We start from the raw sequence: 22,887 nt of genomic DNA on the forward strand, positions 1-22,887 counted from the left end.
GTGTGCAGGGCCTGCGCGACGGCCTGCTCGATCGTCGCGACGTCGAGGCCGAGCAGCGTGCCGATCCCGGCGGCGGCCGAGGGGCCGAGGTGCGCGACGTGGTCGATCTTGTGCCGGTGCAGGCTGATCGCGCGCACCAGGTCGACCTGGACCTCGTAGCCGGTGACGATGCCGCGGACGAGCTGCGCCCCGCCGATGCCCGCGTGCTGGGCGACGGCGATCAGCGGAGGGATGTTGTCGCCCGGGTGCGAGTACTCGGCCGCCAGGAACGTGTCGTGGTAGTCGAGCTCGCGCACGGCGACCCCGTTGGCCCAGGCCGCCCACTCGGGCGAGACCCGGCGGGCCGGGTCGACGCCGAGGACGACCGAGCCCTGGCCGCCGATGGAGGCGGGGTGCGCGAGAGCCTGCGCGCGGGCGGCGACGACCGGGCGGCGCAGGAGCGACGCGGTGGCGACGGCGGCGTTGTCGATGACCCGGTTGACCACCATCTCGGCGACCTCGTCGTCGATCTCGACCGGATCGGCGGCGACCTCGGCGAGCGCGTGGGCGAGCTGCCCGTGTCGCGGGAGCTCCTCGTCGCTGCGGTGGACGCGGACGTGGTGTTCGTGCACGGGCGGCTCCTTCGTCTCTCCCCCAGGCTATCGCCGCCTCCGGCCCGGGCCGCGCGGGCAGAATGGGCGGATGTCCTCGCCCACGCGCGTCGCGGCGCTCGACTGCGGCACCAACTCCCTCCGCCTGCTGATCGCCGACGTGGAGGGCGGCCGCCTCCGGGACGTCCAGCGCCGCACCGAGCTCGTGCGGCTGGGCCGCGGAGTCGACCGCACCGGCCGCTTCGACCCGGCCGCGCTCGAGCGGACCCTCGCCGTCACCCGCGAGTACGCGGCCGCCGCGCAGGAGGCCGGCGCCGAGCGCCTCCGCTTCGTCGCCACCTCGGCCACCCGCGACGCCGCCGACCGCGAGGACTTCCTCGCCGCCGTCGAGGGGATCCTCGGCGTCACCCCGGAGACGATCTCCGGCGAGGAGGAGGCGCGGCTCTCCTTCCGCGGCGCGGTCTCGGCCGTCGACTCCGCCCGGCCCGTGCTGGTCGTCGACCTCGGCGGCGGCTCGACCGAGCTCGTGCTCGGCGGAGCGGAGCCGGAGCAGGCGCACTCGATGGACGTCGGCAGCGTCCGCCTGACCGAGCGCCACCGCCGGGCCGCCGCGCCGACGGAGGGCGAGCGCGCGGCGATCGGGGCGGACGTGCGCGCCGCGCTGGCCGCCTCCTCCGTCGACCTCTCGCAGGCCCGGAGCGTCGTCGGCGTCGCCGCGACCGTGCTCACGATCACCGCGCACGTCCTCCGCAGCACCGACCGCGCCGCGCTCGAGACGTCCCTCCCCCTCTCCGACGTCCTCGCCGCCTGCGACGAGCTCGCCGCACTGTCTCCGGAGGGGACGGCAGCCCTCCCCTGGGTCCGCCCGGGGCGCGAGGACGTGCTGGCGGCCGGCGCGCTGGTCTGGGGCGAGGTCCTCCGCGCGGTCCACGAGGCGTCGCCGGGCGTCGACCGGGTCCGCTCGACCGCGCACGACATCCTCGACGGCATCGCGCTCGGCCTCGCCTGACGCCCGCGCGGGTCAGGCGGTGAGGGCGCTCCCGGAGTCGCGCGGGAGCCGGGCGGCGGCGGCGAGCGGCACGAGGGTCAGCACCGCGAGGGCGAGGAAGGCGACGCGGTAGGGGACGAGGCCGGGCCCGATCGCGGTGCCGACGGCGAGCGCCACCGCGCCCACCGCGACTCCGAGTCCGGCCGCGATCTGCTGCGTGGTGGCGTTGAGGGTGTTCGCGCCCGACATCCCCTCCTGCGGGACCTCGGCGAACGTGACGGTGTTGTAGGCCGTGAAGCCCGCCGAGCGGGCCACTCCGCTCAGCACCAGCAGCGCCACCACGAGCGCCACCGGAGTCGCCGGCTCGAGGAACGCCATCGCCGCCATGCACGCCGCCCCGACCGCGCTCGCCGCGACCAGCACCCCGCGGAAGCCGAGGCGCCGCAGCAGCGGAGTCGTGGCCGGCTTGATCGCCAGGTTGCCGGCGAAGAGCGCCAGCACCACGGAGCCGGCCTGCACCGGGCTCCAGCCGAACGCGTCCTGGAACAGCAGCGGGAGCAGGAACGGCACCGCGTTCACGGTCGCCCGGTAGAGCGACCCGCTCGCGTTGGCGACCCGGAAGGTGCGGAAGCGGAAGGCGTCGAGCCGCACGAGCGGGTTCTCGGCGCGGCGCAGGTGCCGCACGGCGAGCGCCGTCACGACCGCGCCGACGAGCATCGGCGCCACCGCCCGCCCGTCGAGCTCGGAGCCGGTGAGGAGCCCCGCCGCTCCGACCAGCGCGCCCAGCCCGACCGCGACGAGCACCAGCCCGGTGACGTCGAGCGGGGGCGGCGCGCTCTCGGCGGTGGCGGGGACGATCCGGCGCGCGATCGCGAACGCGACGACCCCGAGGGGCAGGTTGATCAGGAAGATCCAGTGCCAGGAGGCGACGGTGGTGAGCAGGCCGCCGAGGAACGGCGCGATCACCGGGGCGACCAGTCCCGGCCAGACCAGGATCGCGATGGCGTGGATGATCCCCTCCCGCGGGGTCGCCCGCAGCACCGCGAGCCGGCCGACCGGCACCATCAGCGCGCCGCCGACGCCCTGCAGGACCCGGGCGCCGACCAGAAGCGGCAGCGTGGGGCTGAGCGCGCAGAGCAGGGAGGCGAGGGTGAAGACGGCGATCGCGGTGGTGAAGACGCGGCGCACGCCGAAGCGCTCGCTGAGCCAGCCCGAGGCCGGAATGAGGACGGCGACGGTGAGGAGGAACGCGGTGACGGTGATCGAGACCGCGGCGGAGTCGACGCCCAGGTCGGCGGCGATCGCGGGCGCGGCGGTCGTCACGATCGTGGCGTCGAGGTTCTCCATGAAGAAGCAGCCGGCGACGAGCAGCGCGAGGGAGCGGTGGCGGGGGTCCGTGCTGTCCTCCTCGGCGTCAGGCTGTCGGCGGCGAGCGTAGCGCGGCGACGGCGCGGCCGCCGGGCGGGTACCGTCGCAGCATGAGCGCTGCAGCCGAGACCAGGACGATCCAACTCCGACGCTACGAGCTGATGGACGGGGTGATGGACGACTTCCTCGCCTGGTTCCCCGAGCGGATCGTGCCGGCGCGCGAGGCCCACGGCTTCCGGATCGAGTTCGCCTACGCCGACCGCGAGGTGAACGAGTTCGTCTGGGCGGTCAGCACGGCCGGCGACGCCGACGCGTTCGCCGAGGTCGAGCGGGCGTACCTGGCCTCGCCCGAGCGCGACGCCGCCTTCGCGGGCGAGCCGAAGCGCGTCGCGGTGCAGCACGTGCGGCTGGTCGAGCGGATCGTCTGACCCGGGCGGCGTCCGAGCCGAGCGGCGTCCGACCCGGGCGCCGTCGTCTCCGGGGCGCCGCCGACTCCGGGCGCCGTCGGGTCCGGGCCCGTCAGCTCCGGGCGCGCCGCACGGCCGCGAGGACGCCGCGGACCACGAGCGTCCCGAGCGCGATCGACCCGATCGCTCCGGTCAGGCGTGCCCAGACGTGCTTCGGCCGGTCGATCCCGGCGCGGTCGGCGGGCGAGGGGAGCGAGGCGGGCGCGAGCGTGCGGCCCGCGGCTCCCGCCTCGGCCATGTGGGCGAGCCGGCGCACGGCCTCGCGGTTGCGGATCCAGAGGAACGAGTGCATCAGCGGCTTCGGGATGAGCGTGCCCGGGCCCTTCACGGGCGCCTCGTGCATCCGCACCTTCGCGCCGCGGGCGTGCGGCTCGACCTCGACGCGCACCCGGGCCTCGCCGAGCGGCCAGCCGGCGGCCTGGATGACCATCCGGCGCGGCGGGTCCCACTCGAGAACCGTGGTGCGGTCGTCGATCACGAGCGGCCACAGGCCGAAGGAGTGGTGCAGCTGCGAGCCCACGTGCGGGAAGTCGGCGTCGACCTTCCGCATCCGCGACGCGCCGACGACCCAGCTCGGGAACAGCCAGCCGGAGGCGAGCACCGCGAAGACGGACTCGGGCGGGCAGTGGACGACGCGGGTGGTGCGGGACATCGCGGACTCCTTCGAGTGGTGGTGGGGCGCGTGGGGGCGCCGTCCCTCAGCCTGGCAGGCCGGGGGCGGCGACGGGCGCAGCGCAACGGCGGCGGCTCAGGCCGGGCGCGCCTCCGGCGACAGGTCGGGCGACTCGCGCACCCCGAACTCCTGCCGCAGCGCGCTGCGGGCGGCGTGCCAGCCGGCCATGCCGTGCACGCCCGGCCCGGGCGGGGTGGACGAGGAGCAGAGGTAGAGCCCCTTCGCGGGCGTCCGCCACGGGTCGGTCGTGGGGACCGGGCGCGAGAGCAGCTGCGCGACGCTCGCGGCTCCGGCGGCGATGTCCCCGCCCAGGTAGTTCGGGTTGTAGGCCTGCATGTCGCGGGCGGTCATCGAGGAGGCGCCGATCACGCGGTCGCGGAACCCGGGGGCGAAGCGCTCGATCTGGGCGGTGATCGCCTCCCGCTGGTCGGCGGGCGAGTACCGGGGGACGTGCGTGTACGCCCAGAGGACGTGCTTGCCCTCGGGCGCCCGGGTCGGATCGGCGATCGAGGGCTGCGCCACCAGCACGTAGGGGCTGCGGCTGTGCCGGCCGCGCTTCACGTCGCGCTCGGCGGCCGCGATCTCGGCGCGGCTCCCGCCGACGTGCAGCGTGCCCGCGCCGGCGAGCTCCGGGTTCGTCCACGGCACCGGCCCGTCGAGGGCGAAGTCGACCTTGGCCACGCCGTTGCCGTAGCGGAAGCGCTGGAGGGCCGCCGCGTACGCCGGGGGCAGCCGGTCCCCCGCCATCGCGAGCAGCGCCGTCGGCGTGCCGTCGACGAGCACGGCGCGGGCCGGCGGCAGCTCGGAGAGCGAGGTCACCTCGACGCCGGTCTCGATGGTGCCGCCGTGCGCCCGGAGGTCGTCGGCGAGCGCGTCGACGATCGACTGGCTGCCTCCGATCGGCACCGGCCAGCCGCGCGCGTGGGCGTAGGCGCCGAGCGCCAGGGCGGCCGCGGCCGTCGACGGGCTCGGCATCGGGCGGATCGAGTGCGCGGCGACCCCGGAGAACATCGCCGGGGCGACGTCCTCGCGGAAGCGCAGGTTCCACACCGGGGTGCCCTGCTCGAGCACCCGCAGCCCGAAGCGGATCAGCACGCTCGGGTCCGTCGGGATCCGCAGCAGCGCGTCGTTGGTGAAGCCCGCGACGCGGTCGGCCCGCTCGGAGAGAGGTCCCATCAGGGCGCGCCACGCCGCTCCATCGCGCCCCAGCGCCTCGACCGTGCGGTCGAGGTCGCGGTAGGCGATGCCCGCGCGGCCGCCGTCGAGCGGATGCGCGTACGAGATCTCGGGGACGACCAGCTCGATGCGCCGGTCGAGCCCGAAGGCGCGGAAGAAGCCGGACGCGAGCGCCATCGGGTGCACCGCCGAGCAGACGTCGTGGTGGAAGCCGGGCAGCGTCAGCTCCGCCGTGCGCGCGCCGCCGCCGATCGTCTCGTTGCGCTCGAGCACGGTGACCGAGAGCCCGGCCCGCGCGAGCGTGACCGCGGCGGCGAGGCCGTTGGGCCCCGCCCCGATGACGACGGCGTCGACCACGGTCACTTCCTCCGCAGGGCCGAGACGACGCCCGCGGCGCCGGCGGCGAGGGCCGCGGCGGCCCCCGCGTAGCTCAGGGCGCGGTGGCGGATCATCCAGATCTGGGGCGTCATGGTGTGCGCGCGATCGCTGAAGAGGCCGCGGGCGCCGTGATCGCCGGGGACCGGCTCGTAGACGTTGTTCGGGAGCATCGGCTCCGTCTTGTCGGGGGCCTGCTGACCGTCGAAGGCGCTGCGGGCGAGGTACCAGTCCATGAAGCGCCCGGCGAAGCGGTCGCCGAGGATGGTGCCCGCGGTCGGCTCGCCGACCCAGGTGCGGCGGCGCGGCTTGTCGGCCACGTCGGCGATCGCGATCGCGCCCACCTCGGGCTCGTAGATCGGCGGCACGGGCTGCGGGTGGTGCGGCAGCTGCGACTTCACCCAGTTGAACTGGATGGTGTTGAGCGCCGGCATGTCGACCTCGGACAGGCGCACGCGGCTCTTCGCGTGCAGCAGCTCCGCGGTGACGGCCTCGGTGAAGCCTCGGGCGCCGAACTTGGAGGCGCAGTACGCGGCCTGCAGCGGGATGCCCCGGTGCGCGAGGGCGGAGCCGACCTGGATGACGTGCCCGCGGTCGCGCGGGGTCATCCGGGAGAGGGCTGCGCGGGTGCCGTTGACGAAGCCGAAGAAGTTGACGCCCACGGCGCGCTCGAAGTCGGCGGGCTCGGTCGAGAGGAACTCGCCGAAGACGCCGACCATCGCGTCGTTGACCCACAGCTCGATCGGGCCGAGCTCGGCCTCGACCCGGTCGGCCGCCGACTCGACGGCCTCGCGGTCGGCCACGTCGGTCGGGATGCCCAGCCCGCGCCGGCCCTTCTGCTCGATCTCGGCGACCGTGGCCGCCAGCCCGTCCTCGCCGCGCGCCAGCACGGCGACGTCCCAGCCGCGGGAGGCGAGCTCGCGGACCGTGGCGCGTCCGAGCCCGGCCGTGCCGCCCGTGACGACGGCGACTCCGCGGCTCATGCGCGGGCCTCGCGGGAGGAGGTCTCGAGGCGGGGGTGCTGCGTCATGGTGCGGGCTCCTTCGTGAGGGCGCGGTGTGCGTCGGGAGTCCCACGCTAGGCGGGAGCGGCGGCGCGGCGCGCGGGGTTGCGCCCGATCGGTGGAGAGCTCGGTGGATCCGCGCCCGGGGAGGAGAATCGCTCCCGACAGCTCCCGGCTCTCCTCCAGAGACCGCCGCCAGACTGACGCCCGCCCGAGCACCCTCCGACCGGATCGACGCATGACCTCTCTCCTCGACCTGAGCCTCGTCTCCGGCCCCCTCGTCGTCGCCGTCTACGTGCTCGCGATCGGAGCGCTCCTCCTCCTGCTCGCCGCCCACGTCCGCGCTCCCCGCCGCGGGCGCTCCCGGCGCGGCGGGATCGCCGTCGCGGTCCTCCTCCTGGGCCTGATCGGCGGCGCCGCCCTGGCCGCCCTCGTCGACGGGCCAGACGGCCCGTTCGGCGTCGACTTCACGCCGGTCACCCGGGTCGCGATCGGCCTGGGGATCGGCGGGCTGGGCGTCGCGCTGGTCGTCCTCGGCCATGCGATCGCCCGCCGGCGCGTGCGGGGGGTGCTCGCGTCGCTCGCCGCCGGAGTGCTCGTCGTCGCGGCGGCCGCGATGACCGTCAACATCGACTTCGGCCAGTACCCCACGGTGCGCAGCGCGCTCGGGATCAGCGCGTACTCCGACTCCTCCGTGCCGGTCGCCGCCGCGGACGGACCGCACTCGGACCTCGCGACCTGGACGGCCCCGGCCGGGATGCCCGCGGTCGGCTCGGTCTCGACGGTCGCCATCCCCGCCACCGCGTCGGGCTTCCCGGCCCGCGACGCCGTGGTCTACCTCCCGCCCGCGGCCCTCACCGCGACCCCGCCGCTGCTGCCGGTGATGATCATGCTCTCGGGGCAGCCGGGGTCGCCCTCCGATCCGCTCTCGACCGAGAAGTTCCAGCAAGCCCTCGACGCCTACGCCGCCGCGCACGCCGGCCTCGCCCCGATCGTCGTGTCGCCCGACCAGCTGGGCGATCCGGACAAGAACCCGATGTGCGTCGACTCGCCGCTCGGGAAGTCCGCCACCTACCTCACCGTCGACGTCCCGAACTGGATCCGCGCGAACCTCCCGGTGCTCGGCGACGCGCAGCACTGGGCGATCGGCGGCCTCTCGCAGGGCGGGACCTGCTCGATCCAGCTCGGCGCCGGCTACCCGTCGCTCTTCGGCAACATCGTCGACGCCTCGGGCGAGCTCGCGCCGACCCTCGGCAGCGAGGCGGCGACGGTCGCGCAGGGGTTCGGCGGAGACCAGGCCGCCTACGAGGCCGCGAAGCCGGTGAACGTCCTCGCGGAGAACGCCCCCTACACCGGCACCGTCGCGATCTTCGGAGTCGGCGCCGAGGACACCTCGTTCCTCCCCGGAGCGAAGACCGTCTACGCCGCGGCCGTCGCCGCCGGCATGAGCGCCACCTACCTCGAGGTGCCGGACAGCGCCCACGACGTCACGGCGTGGTCGGCGACCTTCGACAAGGGCCTCGAGATCCTCGCCGACCGCTGGAAGCTCGTCCCCGCCTCCTGAGCGGCTCAGGGCCTCAGGCGCTCTCGACCAGCCGGACCGCCGCCTCGATCCCGCCGCTCCACGGCGCTCCGTGGCCCGGGACCACCCAGCGCGCCCCGGTGGGCAGGAGCGCCTGGAGCGACGCGAGCGCCTGCTCCGGCTCATCGGTGAAGGGCGCGGGCTGCGGACCCGTGCGGCCGGTGAGCACGTGGCGGGTGGTCAGCCCGTCGCCGACGAAGACCGCGTCGGCCAGCGGCACGTGCACGGCGATGCTCCCCGGGGAGTGACCCGGGAGCGCGATCACGCGGGGAGTGCCCGGCAGGTCGAGCGTCTGCCCGTCGTGCACCTCGACGACCGCGGTGAGCGGCGGGACCTTCGCGATGCCCTTCCGCAGCGCGTAGGCGGCGAAGCCGAGGAGCGGCAGGACGCGCAGCCGCGGTGTCGCGGTCCTCGGCTTCGCCCCGCCCTTCGCCCGCTCGGCGTCGGCGGCGTGCACGTGGACCGGCACGCCGTGGTCGCGGCGAAGGCGCTCGGCGAAGCCCACGTGGTCGGAGTCGCCGTGGGTCAGCACGACGCCGCGCACGTCGTCGAGGGTGCGGCCCATCGCGCGCAGCTCGGCCAGGAGCTCCGGCCAGAGGCCGGGCAGGCCGGCGTCGATGAGGGTGACGCCCTCGTCGGTGTGGACGAGGTGGACGGCGACGATGTCGGTGCCGATGCGGCGCAGGTGGGGTCCGAGTTCCATGATGGCTACGCTAGTTAGCCATCATGGCTACTGTCAATAGCTATACTCGGCCCATGCCCACTCCCGACCGCACCTCCCTCGAGGCGATCGTGCGCGCCGCCGGCGAGCTCCTCGAGCGCGACGGGCTCGCCGGGGTCACGATGCAGGCCGTCGCGCAGAGCGTCGGAGTCCGCGCCCCCTCCCTCTACAAGCGCGTCGAGGGGCGCGAGACGCTGATCCGCCTCGTCGCCGCGGACGCCCTGACCGTGCTCGCCGACCGCCTCGCCGACGCCCCCGACCCCGCCGCGCTCGCCGACCGCCTCCGCGCCTTCGGCCACGAGCGGCCGGCCGCGTTCCTCCTCGTGATGGCCCCCGCTCCCGGCACGCCCGTCGCCGCCCAGGAGTACCGCGACGCGGCGAGCGCCCGCCTGCTGGACCTCACCGCGCAGCTGGCGGGCGAGGAGGACGCCCTCGAGGCGGCGCGCACGCTGACCGCCTGGGCGACGGGGTTCATCGGGATGGAGATCACCGGCGCCTTCACCCTCGGCGGCGACGTGGAGAGCGCCTGGCGCTTCGGGCTGGGGCGGATCGTCTCCGCGCTCGCTCCGGCCGCGTCGCGCTGAGCGCCGCCGCTCAGGCCCGGCGGAGCGCCGCCTCGTCCTCGAGGAACCGCGGACGGCACGCGACGATCCCGCTGACCAGCAGCACCGCCACTCCGGCGAACAGCAGCGCGTACGCGCCGCCCCAGTCCCCCTGCGCCTCGTAGAGCACGCCGATCAGCAGCGGACCGAGGCAGGCGAGCCCGTAGCCGAGCCCCTGCGTGGCGCCGGAGAGGGTCGAGGAGCCGGTGGTCGTCCGCGTCCGCGCATTCACGAGCGTCAGCGTCATCGGGAACGTGCTGACGCCGAGCCCGAGGCAGACCACCCACGCCACGGCCCCCTCCAGCGGAGCGACGACGAGGCCGGCGTAGCCGACCGCGAGCAGCGCGCAGCACACCACCACGACCACGACCGGGTTGCGCATCCCCAGCGTCAGCGGCGGCACCACGAACGCGGCGGCGAGGCCGAACACCGAGAACAGCGCCAGCAGCGCCCCGCCCTGCGCCGGATCCGCGCCCGCATCGACGAGGATCGTCGGCAGCCAGGTGATGATCCCGTAGGTGTGCAGACCGGTCATCCCGAGCATCAGCACCATCGCCCAGAGCAGCGGCGTGCGCCAGGCCCCGTCCACGCGGCCGCCGGCGGCGGCCGGAGCCGCCCCGCCTCCTCCGCGGGCCGCGAGCGCCGCCCAGAGCAGGCACGCCGCGGCCGTCATCACGGCCCAGATCCCGATCGCCCAGCGCCACCCCGCCGTCGAGGCCAGCGGCACCGCGACCAGCGGAGCGACGAACTGGCCCACCTGCAGCAGCGCCAGGTAGAGCGAGCTGACCGTCTTGATCCGCTCGGCGAAGTACCGCTTCACGATCGGCACGATGAGCACGTTCGTGGTGCCCACGCCCGCGAAGGCGACGACGGTCGAGAGCACCAGAGCGACCGGGCTCGGGCTGAGCGCGCGGAGGGCGATGCCCAGTGTGGTCACCAGCGTCGCGATCGCGAGCGTGCGCTCCAGGCCGATCCGGCGCGAGACGGCCGCGGCGACGAAGCCGAAGACGGCGAAGGAGGCAGTGACGATCGTGCCCAGCGCCCCGTAGAGCGAGGGCCCGAAGCCGAGATCGCCGCCGATCGTGTCGAGCAGCGGGCTGAAGCCGGTGACGGCGGTGCGGAGGTTCAGCGCGGTGATCGCGATGGCGGCGAGAGCCAGGAGGGCGGTGGCGCGGAGCGTCGGTGCTGCGGTCATGGGGTCCCCGAGAGATAGGATGATGGGATGAATCCTGGCGAGTCTAGCCCCGCGGCGCCGTTCCAGCGCGAGAGCGTGATCGACCACGTCACGGCGCTGTTCCACGAGGAGATCCGCTCCGGCCGCTGGGCCGTCGGCGAGCGGATCCCGGTGGAGGCCGAGCTCGCCCGCTGGACCGGCGCCGGACGCAACTCCGTCCGCGAGGCCGTCCAGGCCCTCGTGCAGGCGGGCCTCGTGCGGCGGGAGCAGGGGCGCGGCACGTTCGTCACCGCGCGATCGCAGCTCGCCGAGTCGCTGCGCCGCCGCATCCCGAGCGCCGCCCGCCGGGAGGGCCTCGAGCTGCGGTTCGCGATCGACGGGGCGACGGCCGCGCTGGCGGCCGAGCGCCGCTCCGGGGAGGACGTCGCCTCCCTCCGCGCCCTGCTGGCCCGCCGGGCCCGCTCGTGGGAGGCGCCGGAGCTCGCCGAGCGGATCGCCGCGGACACCGCGCTGCACCGGGCCGTCGTCGTCGCGACCCACAACGACCTGTTCGTCGAGCTCTACGACGGCCTCACCGGCATGTTCGAGTCGGTGCTGGAGGAGGACGTCGTCGGCGAGGAGGACGTGCACGCCCGCCAGCACGCCGAGCTGGTCGAGGCGATCGCCGCAGGCGACGCCGAGGGGGCGCGGCGCCGGATCGAGGAGCTGCTCGCGCCGCTGCTGGCCGAGGCGCAGCACGACGACGGCTGAGGGGAATCCTCCGCGGCCGGCGGCGGACTGCACGCGCTCGCGGCCGGTTCCGAGCCGCCCGCCGAGTGGGATCAGCCCCGCGGCCGACGGGTCGACCAGAGCGCCCACGCCACCAGCAGCGGCTGGAACGCGAGGCGCACGGCGCGCTTGCGGTCGGTGTCGAGGCCGAAGGCGCTCGTCCGCGTCACCCACTGCGAGACGTTGCCCGGGAAGATCGCGGTGAAGAAGGCGGCGGCCGCGGCTCCGACCAGCGGCGCCCGGCGGCGCGCGAGCACCAGCGAGGCGCCCAGGCCGATCTCGACCACGCCCGAGGCGAGCACGACCGCGTCCTTGTCCAGCGGCACCCACTCGGGCACCTGCGCCTGGAACTCCTCCCGCTTGCGGGTGAGGTGGCTCACCCCCGCGAAGAGGAGGGCGGAGCCGAGGAGCACCTTGGCGCCGGTGCGGAGGAGGGAGGGGGAGGAGGATGTCATGCGCTCCATCGTTCCCGATGCGGGCCGCCGCCGCCGCCGTGGCGCGGCCACTGCGCACGAACGTGCCGGTGTCGGAGGCGGCGCCTAGTCTGATCGCGTGACTGACCGCATCCTCGTCCTCACCACCGGTGGCACCGTCGACAAGGAGTACTCGCTCGCGGGCGAGCTCGAGATCGGCGCCCCGATGGTGCCGCGCCTGCTCGCCCCGGTGCTCACCACGCTCGAGTTCCGCGTCGAGGAGGTCCTCGCCAAGGACAGCCTCGAGCTCGACGACGCCGATCGGGCCCTCATCCGCGAGCGGGTGCTCGCCGCCGAGGAGGACCGGATCGTCCTCACCCACGGCACCGACACGATGACCGCGACGGCCGAGGCCCTCGGCGTCGTCCGCGATCGGGTGGTCGTCCTCACCGGCGCGATGCAGCCCGCACGGATGCTCGACAGCGACGCCGCGTTCAACCTCGGCACCGCGGTGGCCGCCGTGCAGCTGCTGCCGCCGGGCGTCTACCTCGCGATGAGCGGGCGGGTGCTGCCCGCCGGCTCCGTGGTGAAGGACCGGTCGATCGGGGTGTTCCTCCCGGCCTGAGCCGGACCAGGATCGAGGGGCGCCCGCGGACGGGCTCCCGGCCGGACCGGCGTCAGGCCTCGGCGAGCTCCGCGGTGCAGGCCGCGCAGAGCCCGAAGACGTCCACGACGTGGTGCGCGTCCGTGAAGCCGTTCTGCGACGCGACCGAGCGCGCCCACTCCTCGACCTCGTCGGCCGCGATCTCGACCGTCAGCCCGCAGCGGCGGCAGATCAGGTGGTGGTGGTGCGTCCCCGGCGTGCAGGCGCGGTAGAGGCTCTCGCCCTCGGGCGACTGCAGCGAGTCGGCCTCGCCCTCCACGGCCAGGTCCGAGAGCGCGCGGTAGACCGTCGCGAGCCCGATCGGCGAGCCGGAGGCGTGCAGCGCACTGTGCAGGCCCTGGGCGCTGACGAAGTCCTCGCGACGCCCGAGAGCCTCGCGCACCGCCTCGCGCTGCCACGTGTTGCGCTTGACCACTGGACCACCTCCACTCCGCACGACCCGGGCCACGCTACCGCCCCCCGCCGACGGCGAGCCGGGAGCGCCGGACGCCCTTGCGGCCGATGATCCGGCAGACCGCGTAGATCGCGAACGAGATCGTCGTCACGTAGGGGCTGATCGGGATCGATCCGCCCAGCGCGAGCAGGATGCCGCCCACCAGCGCGCCGACGGCGAAGAGCACGCTCAGCAGCGGCACGACCACCGGCGAGGCGGAGAGGCGCAGCGCCGCGGCCGCCGGCGTCACCAGGATCGCGAGCACGAGCAGCGAGCCGACGATCTGCACCGAGACGGCGACCGCGAGGCCGAGCAGGAGCATGAACGCGATCGAGAGCGCCCGGGTGGGGATGCCGCGCGCGGCCGCCACGTCGGCGTCGACGCTCGCGAAGGTGAGGGGGCGCCAGATCAGCGCGAGACCGACGAGGACGACCACCGAGATGCCGATCAGCCACCCGAGCTGCGGGTCGTCGACCGCGACGATCTGCCCGGTGAGCAGGCCGAACTTGTTCGCGCTGCGGCCCGGGTAGAGGGCCAGGCAGAGGATGCCGATGCCGAGTCCGAACGGCATCAGCACCGCGATGATCGAGTTGCGGTCGCGGGCGCGCGAGCCGAGCACGCCGATCAGGACGGCCGCGATCAGCGAGCCGACGATCGATCCCTCGACGACGCCGACGCCCAGCAGCAGACCTGCGGACGCCCCCGCGAACGAGAGCTCGCTGATGCCGTGGACCGCGAACGCCATGTCGCGCGACATCACGAAGACGCCGATGAGCCCGCCGACCACTCCGAGGACCGCGCCGGCGATCACCGAGTTCATCAGGAGCGACAGCAGCGCTCCGTAGTCCGAGAAGTCGAAGATCTGCGACCAGACGTCCGTCACGACTGCCCCTCCTCGTGCTCGTGCACGTGCGAGTGGTCGGGGGCGCCGACCACGATGACCCGGCCCCGGGCGCGGATCACGTCGACGGGTGCGTCGTAGAGCTCGCTGAGCACCTCCGAGCGCAGGACCTCGTCGGGGGTGCCGATCCGGAATCGGCCGCCGGCGAGGTAGAGCACGCGGTCCACCATGCCGAGCACCGGATTCACGTCGTGCGTGACGAAGAGGACGCCGAGGTTCCGCTCGCGGCGGTGCCGGTCGATCAGCTCGCTGACCGCCCGCTGGTGGGCGAGGTCGAGCGCGATCAGCGGCTCGTCGCAGAGCAGGAGCGCCGGGTCGCCCGCGAGCGCCTGGCCGACGCGGACGCGCTGCTGCTCGCCGCCGGACAGGCTGCCGATGGGGGCGTCGGCGAAGGCGGTGGCGCCGACGGCCTCGAGCAGCGCGTCGACGGCCGCGCGCCGGGAGCGGGAGGGCAGGGGCAGGCCGAACCGGTGGCCGTCGATCCCGAGCCCGAGCAGATCGCGGGCGCGCAGCGGCGTGCCCTCGTCGGCGAGCCTCTGCTGCGGGATGTAGCCGATGCGCCGGTTGCCGCGGTGCACGGGCTCGCCGAGCACCTGCAGCTCCCCCGCGCTCAGCTGCTGCTGGCCGAGCACCGCGCGCAGGAGGCTCGTCTTGCCGGAGCCGTTCGCGCCGAGCACCGCGACGAACTCGCCGGCGCGCACGTCGAGGTCGACGCCGCTCCACAGCTCGCGGTCGCCGAAGCGGAGGCCGGCGCCGCGCAGCCGCAGCACGGACGCCGAAGGGCCCGCCTCCGGGGAGACGGGCCTGGTCGGGGAGTCGTGGCTCACTGGGAGAGGGCTCCCTCGATCGCGTCGAGGTTGGCGGTCATCCAGCCGGTGTAGTCGTCGCCCTCGGGCAGCGTCTCGGTGACGGGGACGGCCGGGATCCCGGCGGCCTTCGCGGCGTCGAGCACCGCGTCCGTCTGCGCGCCCTCGGTCTGCTCGTTGTAGATCAGCGCGTCGACGGCCTCGCCGGAGAACAGCGCCAGCGTCTCCTGGAGCGTGGTCGCGGGGACGTCGGTGCCCTCCTCGACCGCCTCGCTGAAGGCCTCGGGAGTCGCGTCGGTCAGGCCGAGCGCGTCGGTCATGTACAGCGGGACGGGCTCGGTGATCGCGATGGAGCGGCCGGAGAGCGTGCCCTTCAGCTCGCCCTCGCGGGCGATCAGAGCGTCGAGCCCCTCGTCGAGGGTGGCGAGATTGGCGGAGTAGGCGGAGGCGTTGTCGGGGTCGAGCGCGGCGAGCTCGTCGCCGATCCGCCCCGCGACCTCCTTCATCACCGAGAGGTCGTACCAGACGTGCTCGTTGAACTCCGCGTGCTCGTGCCCGCCCTCCGACTCCTCCTCGTCCGCGTGGTCGTGGACGTCCTCCAGGCCGGCGATCACGGTGGCCGTGATGACCGGGGCCTCGGTGCCGGCCGCGCTGATCATGGTGTCGAGGAAGTGGTCGTAGCCGCCGCCGTTCTCGATCACGAGGGTCGCGCCGGACACGGCGAGCTGGTCGCGGGCGGTGGCCTCGTACTCGTGCGGGTCCTTGTCCGGGCTGTCGATGATGCTGGTCACCTCGACCAGGTCGCCGCCGATGCTCGAGACGAGGTCGCCGTAGACGTTCGTCGACGCGACGACCTTCACGGGCCCGCCCGCGGCGGCGGCGGAGGAGCTGTCGGAGGCGCTGCCCGCTCCGGAGCAGCCGCTCAGGGCGAGCGCGGTGCCGCCGAGGAGGGCGGTGAGGGCGAGGAGGCGGGTCTTCACGGTGAGCCGATCTGGGTCAGGGGCCGGGCGGGTGCCCCCACGCTAACGGCTATTGATAACGATTGTCAAAATCGTGCAGAGGCGCCCGCCGGTCATCCGCGGACACACGCGGACACGGGGCGACACGCGCCTCGCTCCGGCCCCCTCGCCCCTGGCACAGTCGCTGCACACCGCCCCCGACGAGACGAGGACACCGTGACCACCACCGCACCCACGACCACCGGCGCCGACGCCGCGACGACCATCGGCACCGACGCCGCGACGACCATCGGCACCGACGCCGCGACGACGATCGTCGCCGCCGCCGAGCACTGGTCGACCGCCCCCCGGCCCGACTCCCCCGACGCCTGGCTCGTCCGCGCCGAGGAGGTCGCCGCCGTGCTCGCGACCGACGCCCTCGAGCGCGACCGCGCCGGCGCCGCCCCCTTCGCCGAGGTCGCCCTGCTCAAGGCGGCCGGCCTCGTCACGCTGCTCGGGCCCGCCGAGCACGGCGGCGGCGCCCAGGAGTGGACCACCGCCCTCCGCGTCGTCCGCACCGTCGCGCGCGGCGACGGCTCGATCGGCCAGCTGCTCGGCTACCACTACCTCTGGGCCTGGGCGGCCCGCCTCGTGGGGACCCCTGAGCAGATCATCGCGGTCGAGCAGCTCGCGACCGAGGGGGACCTCCTCTACGGAGGCGCGGTGAACCCGCGCGACTCCGACCTCACCGTGCGGGAGGAGGGCGACGAGCTGGTCTTCACCGGCCGCAAGTCGTTCTCGACCGGCGGCGTGGTCAGCGACCTGACCGTGCTCGAGGGGGTGCTCGAGGGGACGGACACCCACCTCTTCGCGATCGTCCCCACCGATCAGGAGGGGATCGTCTTCGGCCGCGACTGGGACAGCCTCGGCCAGCGGCTCACCGAGTCCGGCTCCGTCGAGATCCGCGGCGTCCGCGTGCCGTGGGCGGCGGCGGCCGGCTTCGTCGACAGGGTCTACCGTCCGCTCGTCTACAACACCCTCAACGTGCCCGTCATCCAGCAGGTCTTCGCCGAGTTCTACCTCGGCATCGCGCAGGGAGCGCTCGAGCGCGCGGCGCAGTACACCCGCGAGCGCACCCGGGCCTGGCCGTACGGCGGCGACGACAAGGAGCGCGCCGGCGACGAGTGGTACGTGCTCGAGGGATACGGCGACCTGCAGTCCCGGCTCTGGGCCGACGAGGCGCTGATCGACGCGACGGGGGCCGCGCTCTCGGCCGCGCTGCACGCTCCGCGCGAGGAGCTGACGCCTCGGCGCCGCGGCGAGATCGCCGTGCGGATCGCCGCGGCCAAGGCTCGGATCGTGGAGGACGGCCTCGCCACGGCGACCCGCGTCTTCGAGCTGACCGGCGCCCGCGCCTCCGCGAGCTCGGTCGGACTCGACCTCTACTGGCGGAACCTCCGCACCCACTCCCTGCACGATCCGCTGCCCTACAAGCGCCGCGAGGTCGGCGTCTTCGCCCTGCTCGACACCGTCCCCGAGCCCAGCTGGTACACCTGATCGGCCGCGGGGCGCGTCCTGCTCCGGCGGAGCGCCCCGCCCATACGCCGCCCCGGCGTCGATCCGCGACAGGCCGGAGCGGAGCCCCGGGGTAGCGTGAAGGCCGAGCGGAGGGAGGACCGTGGCCGTCACGCTGCACGACGTCGCCCGCGCCGCCGACGTCTCGATCAAGACCGTCTCGAACGTGATCAACGACTATCCGCACGTGCGCCCGGCCACCCGCTCCCGGGTGCAGGCGGCCATCGCGCAGCTGGGCTACCGGCCCAACCTCTCCGCGCGGAGCCTGCGCCGCGGCCGTACCGGCGTGATCGGCCTCGCCCTGCCGGAGCTGAGCCTCCCCTACTTCGCCGAGCTCGCCGACAGCGTGATGCGCGCCGCCGACGAGCGCGGCCTGACGGTGCTGATCGAGCAGACCGGCGGCGACCCCGAGCGCGAGCGGAGCGTCCTGGCGAGCGAGCGCCGGCAGCTCACCGACGGGCTGCTCTTCAGCCCGCTGGGCCTCGCCGACGAGGACGCGCTCGCGGTCGGCTTCCCCCTGGTGCTGCTCGGCGAGCGGATCTTCACCGGGCTGGTCGACCACGTCACCATGCAGAACACCGCCGCGGCGCACGCGGCCACCGCGCACCTGCTCGCCTCCGGCCGGCGCCGGATCGTGGCGCTCGGGACCCACCCCGACGCCGCCGTCAGCTCGGCGTCGCTCCGCCTCGAGGGCTACCGCGCCGCACTCGCCGAGGCCGGCATCGCCTACGACGAGCGGATGATCGGCGTCTCGGGCCCGTGGCGGCGCTCCGGCGGCGCCGAGGCGATGCGCCGCGTGCTGGCCTCCGGGCTCGACTTCGACGCCGTGTTCGCGCTCAACGACACCCTCGCGCTCGGCGCGGTCCGCGCGCTCCAGGAGGCGGGGGTCCGCGTCCCCGAGGAGGTGGCGGTGATCGGCTTCGACGACATCGACGAGGCGGGCTACTCCTCCCCCAGCCTCTCCAGCGTGGACTCGGGGCGCGACGAGATCGCGCGCACCGCGGTCGAGGTGCTGCAGGCCCGGATCGAGGGCACCCGCACCGGCCCCGGGACGCTCCACGAGGCGGCGTTCACCGTGGTCGCCCGGGAGTCGACCGCGGGCCGGCCGATCGCGGAGGACCCGGCCGTCGGACGGGCGTCGGCCGGGGCCTAGGCGCAGGTCCCGCTGCCGCAGATCTCGCGGCGGATCCATGCTCCCGCGTCCACGACGGCCAGCTCGCCGCGGCGGAGGAGCCGGCTCCACTCCACGGCCCGCGTCGTCAGCCGGTCGTCGGCCGAGCCGCGGACGTCGCCGCCGACGGTGCGGAGGAACAGGTGCGCGAGCGGGCCGCCGAGGTACAGCGTGGCGCCCGCGACGCCGGCGAAGTGGCGGGCCTGGCCGCGGGTGCCGTCGTCGTAGGGGCGGCGGAAGCCCTTCCCCCGGACCCGGTTGCGGCCGCCGTGCGCCAGGTCGAGGGCGCCGAGCGGGGCGCTGCGGATGCCGGCGACGTCCTTCGCGACGGCCGCGAGGAACGCGCGCGGGCGGGGATGCGACGCCGCGAGGGCGTCGGCGCGGTCGGCGAGCTCGGAGCAGGCGTCGGTGACGGCATCGGAGGTGGGCACCCGCCCAGTCGAGCACAGGTGCGCTGAGCGGCGGCGGGGAGACGCGACGCCCGAAGAGGTCTGCCGCCGTCGGCAGCGGCGAGCAGCGAGGCAGGAGGGGGCCGGTGCCGCTCTTGACAGCGGCCGAGCCGGGGCGGACCATCGTGTACAACGTTAGAAAGACCGCTCGCCGCCGAGCCCGCTGCGGGAGCCCGAAGCCCGAAAGGCCCTCATGACCGACGCCCCCGCCGCCACCGCGCGCATCAGCCTCGACCCCGCCGCGGTCGTCGCCCCCGTCACTCCGCGCCTCTTCGGCTCGTTCGTCGAGCACCTCGGCCGCTGCGTGTACGACGGCATCTACGAGCCCGGCCACCCCGCCTCGAACGAGGACGGCTTCCGCCTCGACGTGGTCGAGCTGGTCAAGGAGCTGGGCACCACGACGATCCGCTACCCCGGCGGCAACTTCGTCTCGGGCTACCGCTGGGAGGACGGCGTCGGCCCCCGCTCCGAGCGCCCCCGCCGCCGCGACCTGGCCTGGCACTCGCTCGAGACCAACGAGGTCGGGCTGGACGACTTCGCGAAGTGGGCGGAGCTGACCGGCAGCGAGATCATGTACGCCGTCAACCTCGGCACCCGCGGCGTCCTCGAGGCGCTCGACGTCCTCGAGTACGCCAACGGACCGGCCGGCACCGCTCTCGCCGACCAGCGCATCGCCAACGGCGGGACCGAGCCCTACGACATCCGGATGTGGTGCCTCGGGAACGAGATGGACGGCCCCTGGCAGGTCGGCCACATGAGCGCCGACGACTACGGCAAGCTCGCCTCCCGCACCGCCAAGGCCCTCAAGATCGCCGACCCCTCGCTCGAGCTGGTCGTCTGCGGCTCGTCGAGCTCGTCGATGCCCACCTTCGGCGAGTGGGAACGCGTGGTCCTCGAGCACGCGTACGACGACGTCGAGTACGTCTCGTGCCACGCCTACTACCAGGAGTACGACGGCGACCTCGGCTCCTTCCTCGCCTCCTCCCTCGACATGGAGTACTTCATCGCCACCGTCGCAGCGACGGTGGACCACGTGAAGTTCAAGCTCAAGAAGACGAAGGACATCAAGCTCTCCTTCGACGAGTGGAACGTCTGGTACCTCGAGGAGTGGCAGGCCAAGGAGAAGGCCGACGCCGAGGGCGACCAGAGCACCCGCGAGTGGGCCTACGCCCCGCGCCTGCTCGAGGACGTCTACTCCGTCGCCGACGCCGTCGTCCTCGGCAACCTGATGATCACGCTGCTGAAGAACTCCGACCGGGTCACCTCCGCCTCCCTCGCGCAGCTCGTCAACGTGATCGCGCCGATCATGACCGAGCCGGGCGGAGCCGCCTGGCGCCAGACCACGTTCTTCCCGTTCTCGACCACCGCGCGCCTGGCCTCCGGCTCGGTGCTGCGCCCCCGGATCGACGCGGGGACCTACTCGACCGCCCGCCACGGCGACGCTCCGCTCATCGACTCCGTCGCCACCGTCGACGAGGGCCGCGCGGCCGTCTTCCTGGTGAACCGGTCGCAGACGGAGCCGATCGAGGTCACCGTCGACGTCAGCGGCCTCGGAGTCTCGAGCATCGCGGAGGCGGTGGCACTGTTCGACGAGGACCCCTACGCGAAGAACACGCGTGACGACCAGGACCGCGTGCGCCTGCGCGAGGCCCCGGCGACGCTCGAGGACGGCGTGCTGACGCTGACCCTCCCGCCCGTCTCGTGGACGGCGGTCGCGCTCACGGCGTAGCGGCGTCCGACCCGCGGGACCGCGTCCGGCTTCCCGGAGCCGCGCGGTCCCGCGGGCCCCGTCGGGAACCGTCCCGGCTCAGGCCGCAGCCGCAGCGGGGAGGAGGCGCTCGAGCTGGTCCGCGAGGTCGTCCGCCACCCTCACGAGTACGTGGCGGGGATCGGGCTCGACAACCTCGAGACGGCGGGTCCGCCCGAGCGCTTCGCCGACGCCTACCGCCTCGCCTGGGAGGCCGGCCTGGGCCGGACCGCCCACTCCTCCGAGCACGCCCCGACCGCGGCCAACACGACGACCTGCCTCGATCTGCTGGGCTGCGACCGGATCGACCACGGCTACTTCGTCCTCGAGGACCCCGCCGTCGTCGAGCGCGTCCGCGAGCAGGGCGTCGTGTTCACCGTCGCCTCGACGACCTCGCGCCGCTCCTGGCGGCCCTGGCGGCGCGCGTCCATCCGGGCGATGCTCGATGCGGGACTGCGGGTCGTGCCCTGCTCCGACGATCCCGGGATGTTCCCGACCACGCTCGCCGACGAGTACCGCCTCGCCGCCGGCCCGATCGGCGCGACCGCCGCGCAGCTGCGCGCGATGGCGCTCACCGGAGCGGAGGCCTCCTGGCTGCCCGCCGACGAGAAGGAGAGTCTGCGCGCGTCGTTCGCCGCGGAACTGGACGCGCTGGACGCGGAGTTCGGGCTCGTCTGAGGCCCGACACGCGACGGGCTCCCCGCCCTGACAGAGTGGACGGATGAGCCCCCTCCCCGATCCCCTGGCCTTCGACCTCGAGGCGCTGCGCCGGGAGGTGCTGCCGGACGACGGGGGCGAGGTCGACGACAGCATCCCCGCGCTCGCGGACGCCGACCCGGGACTCTGCGCGATCGCGCTCGTCCTGCCCGACGGGTCCGTCCGCGCGAGCGCCGACGCGGAGGCGCGGTTCAGCATCCAGTCGGCCGTGAAGCCGTTCCTGTTCGCGCTCGCGCTCCTCGACACCGGCGGCGACGCGCTCGACCGCGTCGGCATCGAGCCCACCGGCGAGGCCTTCGACGCCCTCACGCTCGAGAGCGGCACCGGGCGCCCGCCGAACCCGATGGTCAACGCGGGAGCGCTGCTGACCGCCGCCCTGGTCGACGGGGGCGACGCCGACGGCCGGAGCGAGCGGATCCTCCGCGGCCTCTCCGCCTTCGCCGGCCGCCCGCTCTCCGTCGACGAGAGCGTCGCCGCCGACGAGCACCTCCTCGGCGACCGGAATCACGCCCTCGCGCACCTGATGCGCGCGGAGGGCACCCTGCATCGCAGCGCCGACGACGCCGTCTCCGCGTACGCCCGGGCGTGCGCCGTGCTGGTCGACGTCCGCGACCTGGCCGCGATGGGCGCGACGCTCGCGTTCGGCGGCGTGCACCCGGGGACCGGCGAGCGGGTCGTGCCGGCGTCGGTCGCGCGCGACGTGGTCGCGGTCATGGCGACGTGCGGTGTCTACGACGGCTCGGGCCGCTGGATGCGCGCGGTCGGCGTCCCCGCCAAGTCGAGCGTCTCGGGCGCCCTCGTCCTCTCCGCTCCCGGCCGCCTCGGCGCCGCCGTCGTCAGCCCACCGCTGGACCCCCAGGGCACCAGCGTCCGCGGCGCCCGCGTCGCTGCCCGCCTGAGCGACGCCCTCGCCCTGCACTCCTTCGCCGTCTCCCCCCGCTGACCGCTGCCGTTCCCCCGGTCTCCCCGCTCCCGCCGGCGCAGCCGCGGCCCGTGCCCCGCGCCGTCGCAGGCGCCCACCGCACCCTCAGCGGAGACCACCCGCCCTCCCGCGACAGCGAAGGGCCGAGCCGCATCCGTGCACGCTCGCCCTCAGGGCCGAGCCACGTCAGCGCACGCTCGCCCGCAGGGCCGAGCTGACCGCCGAATCGCGTTCCAGCGATTCGCCGTAGCGGTACGCTCCCCGCCCCGCGGAACACACCACCTCGTACAGCCGACCGCGGAGCGGATGACGACGAAGGAGGAATCCGCTCGATCGAGCACCGCCGAGCTCACCGCCGAATCGCGTTCCAGCGATTCGCCGTAGCGGTACGCTCCCCGCCCCGCGGAACGCACCACCTCGTACAGCCGACCGCGGAGCGGATGACGACGAAGGAGGAATCCGCTCGATCGAGCACCGCCCAGCTCACCGCCGAATCGCGTTCCAGCGATTCGCCGTAGCGGTACGCTCCCCGCTCCACGAAACGCACCACCTCGTACAGCCGACCGCGGAGCGGATGACGACGAAGGAGGAATCCGCTCGATCGAGCACCGCCGAGCTCACCGCCGAATCGCGTTCCAGCGATTCGCCGTAGCGGTACGCTCCC

General features: G+C 74.6%; 23 protein-coding genes and 1 pseudogene. 11 read left to right on the plus strand and 13 right to left on the minus strand.

Annotated features, from left to right (window positions below):
- The coding region (locus C5C27_RS06955; protein ID WP_146079620.1) for an MmgE/PrpD family protein at positions 1-611 on the minus strand (611 nt) is incomplete at its 3' end.
- 70 nt (positions 612-681) lie between these two features.
- On the opposite strand from C5C27_RS06955, the gene C5C27_RS06960 reads away from it, so the two are divergent.
- Complete coding sequence (locus C5C27_RS06960; RefSeq protein ID WP_104313991.1) at positions 682-1,599, plus strand: exopolyphosphatase; 918 nt, start codon at positions 682-684, stop codon at positions 1,597-1,599.
- Positions 1,600-1,611: 12 nt separating this feature from the next.
- Here C5C27_RS06960 and C5C27_RS06965 read toward each other — a convergent pair whose 3' ends face one another.
- Complete coding sequence (locus C5C27_RS06965) at positions 1,612-2,925, minus strand: MFS transporter (RefSeq protein ID WP_104313992.1); 1,314 nt, start codon at positions 2,923-2,925, stop codon at positions 1,612-1,614.
- Positions 2,926-3,056: 131 nt separating this feature from the next.
- Here C5C27_RS06965 and C5C27_RS06970 point away from each other — a divergent pair, with 131 nt between their 5' ends.
- Complete coding sequence (locus C5C27_RS06970; protein WP_104224531.1) at positions 3,057-3,374, plus strand: NIPSNAP family protein; 318 nt, start codon at positions 3,057-3,059, stop codon at positions 3,372-3,374.
- A gap of 91 nt (positions 3,375-3,465) precedes the next feature.
- On the opposite strand, the gene C5C27_RS06975 is transcribed toward C5C27_RS06970, so the two are convergent.
- The 3 genes from C5C27_RS06975 to C5C27_RS06985 all read right to left on the minus strand — a co-directional run bounded on the left by C5C27_RS06975 (position 3,466) and on the right by C5C27_RS06985 (position 6,620).
- A complete protein-coding gene (locus C5C27_RS06975) occupies positions 3,466-4,065 on the minus strand; it encodes an SRPBCC domain-containing protein (protein WP_104238374.1) in 600 nt (199 codons plus the stop codon).
- A 96-nt stretch (positions 4,066-4,161) separates the two neighbouring features.
- Positions 4,162-5,619: a phytoene desaturase family protein gene (locus tag C5C27_RS06980; protein WP_374955275.1), complete on the minus strand. Its 1,458-nt coding sequence runs from the start codon at positions 5,617-5,619 to the stop codon at positions 4,162-4,164.
- Positions 5,620-5,621: 2 nt separating this feature from the next.
- Complete coding sequence (locus C5C27_RS06985; protein WP_104233564.1) at positions 5,622-6,620, minus strand: SDR family oxidoreductase; 999 nt, start codon at positions 6,618-6,620, stop codon at positions 5,622-5,624.
- 258 nt (positions 6,621-6,878) lie between these two features.
- Here C5C27_RS06985 and C5C27_RS06990 point away from each other — a divergent pair, with 258 nt between their 5' ends.
- Complete coding sequence (locus C5C27_RS06990) at positions 6,879-8,204, plus strand: esterase family protein (protein WP_104313994.1); 1,326 nt, start codon at positions 6,879-6,881, stop codon at positions 8,202-8,204.
- A gap of 13 nt (positions 8,205-8,217) precedes the next feature.
- On the opposite strand, the gene C5C27_RS06995 is transcribed toward C5C27_RS06990, so the two are convergent.
- Complete coding sequence (locus C5C27_RS06995; protein WP_104313995.1) at positions 8,218-8,925, minus strand: MBL fold metallo-hydrolase; 708 nt, start codon at positions 8,923-8,925, stop codon at positions 8,218-8,220.
- 53 nt (positions 8,926-8,978) lie between these two features.
- On the opposite strand from C5C27_RS06995, the gene C5C27_RS07000 reads away from it, so the two are divergent.
- Complete coding sequence (locus C5C27_RS07000; RefSeq protein ID WP_104313996.1) at positions 8,979-9,527, plus strand: TetR/AcrR family transcriptional regulator; 549 nt, start codon at positions 8,979-8,981, stop codon at positions 9,525-9,527.
- Between the two features lie 10 nt (positions 9,528-9,537).
- Here C5C27_RS07000 and C5C27_RS07005 read toward each other — a convergent pair whose 3' ends face one another.
- Positions 9,538-10,740, minus strand: coding sequence for an MFS transporter (locus C5C27_RS07005; protein WP_104238379.1), 1,203 nt, complete (start codon positions 10,738-10,740; stop codon positions 9,538-9,540).
- 27 nt (positions 10,741-10,767) lie between these two features.
- Here C5C27_RS07005 and C5C27_RS07010 point away from each other — a divergent pair, with 27 nt between their 5' ends.
- Positions 10,768-11,469 carry a FadR/GntR family transcriptional regulator gene (locus C5C27_RS07010; RefSeq protein WP_104313997.1) on the plus strand — a complete coding sequence of 234 codons (702 nt, stop codon included), beginning with the start codon at positions 10,768-10,770 and terminating at the stop codon, positions 11,467-11,469.
- 71 nt (positions 11,470-11,540) lie between these two features.
- Here C5C27_RS07010 and C5C27_RS07015 read toward each other — a convergent pair whose 3' ends face one another.
- On the minus strand, positions 11,541-11,951 hold the full coding sequence (locus C5C27_RS07015) for a hypothetical protein (RefSeq protein ID WP_181027249.1): 411 nt from the start codon (positions 11,949-11,951) through the stop codon (positions 11,541-11,543).
- Between the two features lie 88 nt (positions 11,952-12,039).
- Between C5C27_RS07015 and C5C27_RS07020 the strand changes: the two genes are divergently transcribed.
- Entirely contained in the window at positions 12,040-12,525 is a 486-nt protein-coding gene (locus tag C5C27_RS07020) for an asparaginase domain-containing protein (protein ID WP_104224541.1), read from the plus strand.
- Between the two features lie 52 nt (positions 12,526-12,577).
- Here C5C27_RS07020 and C5C27_RS07025 read toward each other — a convergent pair whose 3' ends face one another.
- The 4 genes from C5C27_RS07025 to C5C27_RS07040 are packed head-to-tail and all read right to left on the minus strand — an operon-like array spanning position 12,578 to position 15,684.
- Positions 12,578-12,979 carry a Fur family transcriptional regulator gene (locus C5C27_RS07025; RefSeq protein WP_104238381.1) on the minus strand — a complete coding sequence of 134 codons (402 nt, stop codon included), beginning with the start codon at positions 12,977-12,979 and terminating at the stop codon, positions 12,578-12,580.
- Between the two features lie 34 nt (positions 12,980-13,013).
- Positions 13,014-13,817 (minus strand): metal ABC transporter permease, encoded by an 804-nt coding sequence (locus C5C27_RS07030; RefSeq protein WP_104224551.1) that lies wholly within the window; start codon positions 13,815-13,817, stop codon positions 13,014-13,016.
- A 59-nt stretch (positions 13,818-13,876) separates the two neighbouring features.
- Complete coding sequence (locus tag C5C27_RS07035; RefSeq protein WP_104224543.1) at positions 13,877-14,725, minus strand: metal ABC transporter ATP-binding protein; 849 nt, start codon at positions 14,723-14,725, stop codon at positions 13,877-13,879.
- Positions 14,722-15,684: a metal ABC transporter solute-binding protein, Zn/Mn family gene (locus C5C27_RS07040; RefSeq protein WP_104313998.1), complete on the minus strand. Its 963-nt coding sequence runs from the start codon at positions 15,682-15,684 to the stop codon at positions 14,722-14,724. Before C5C27_RS07040 ends, C5C27_RS07035 begins: the two co-directional genes overlap by 4 nt.
- Positions 15,685-15,879: 195 nt before the next feature.
- Here C5C27_RS07040 and C5C27_RS07045 point away from each other — a divergent pair, with 195 nt between their 5' ends.
- Positions 15,880-17,199, plus strand: a complete 1,320-nt coding sequence (locus tag C5C27_RS07045) for an acyl-CoA dehydrogenase family protein (protein WP_258066537.1) — start codon at positions 15,880-15,882, stop codon at positions 17,197-17,199.
- Between the two features lie 121 nt (positions 17,200-17,320).
- On the plus strand, positions 17,321-18,370 hold the full coding sequence (locus tag C5C27_RS07050; RefSeq protein WP_104238384.1) for a LacI family DNA-binding transcriptional regulator: 1,050 nt from the start codon (positions 17,321-17,323) through the stop codon (positions 18,368-18,370).
- Here the strand turns inward: C5C27_RS07050 and C5C27_RS07055 are convergent.
- The gene (locus C5C27_RS07055; protein WP_104313999.1) at positions 18,367-18,819 is read right to left on the minus strand and encodes a hypothetical protein; all 453 of its coding nucleotides are present in this window, start codon (positions 18,817-18,819) and stop codon (positions 18,367-18,369) included. The genes C5C27_RS07050 and C5C27_RS07055 overlap by 4 nt on opposite strands.
- A gap of 211 nt (positions 18,820-19,030) precedes the next feature.
- On the opposite strand from C5C27_RS07055, the gene C5C27_RS07060 reads away from it, so the two are divergent.
- The 3 genes and pseudogenes from C5C27_RS07060 (at position 19,031) to glsA (ending at position 22,244) form a co-directional block, all read left to right on the plus strand.
- Positions 19,031-20,566 (plus strand): alpha-N-arabinofuranosidase, encoded by a 1,536-nt coding sequence (locus C5C27_RS07060; RefSeq protein ID WP_104233557.1) that lies wholly within the window; start codon positions 19,031-19,033, stop codon positions 20,564-20,566.
- Between the two features lie 111 nt (positions 20,567-20,677).
- Positions 20,678-21,262: pseudogene (locus C5C27_RS07065) on the plus strand (adenosine deaminase); the annotation flags it as partial.
- Positions 21,263-21,305: 43 nt separating this feature from the next.
- Positions 21,306-22,244 carry a glutaminase A gene (gene glsA / locus C5C27_RS07070; protein ID WP_104314001.1) on the plus strand — a complete coding sequence of 313 codons (939 nt, stop codon included), beginning with the start codon at positions 21,306-21,308 and terminating at the stop codon, positions 22,242-22,244.
- The last annotated feature ends 643 nt before the right edge of the window (positions 22,245-22,887 follow it).

Source organism: Rathayibacter sp. AY2B7 (assembly GCF_002931635.1).
Taxonomy (GTDB): domain Bacteria; phylum Actinomycetota; class Actinomycetes; order Actinomycetales; family Microbacteriaceae; genus Rathayibacter.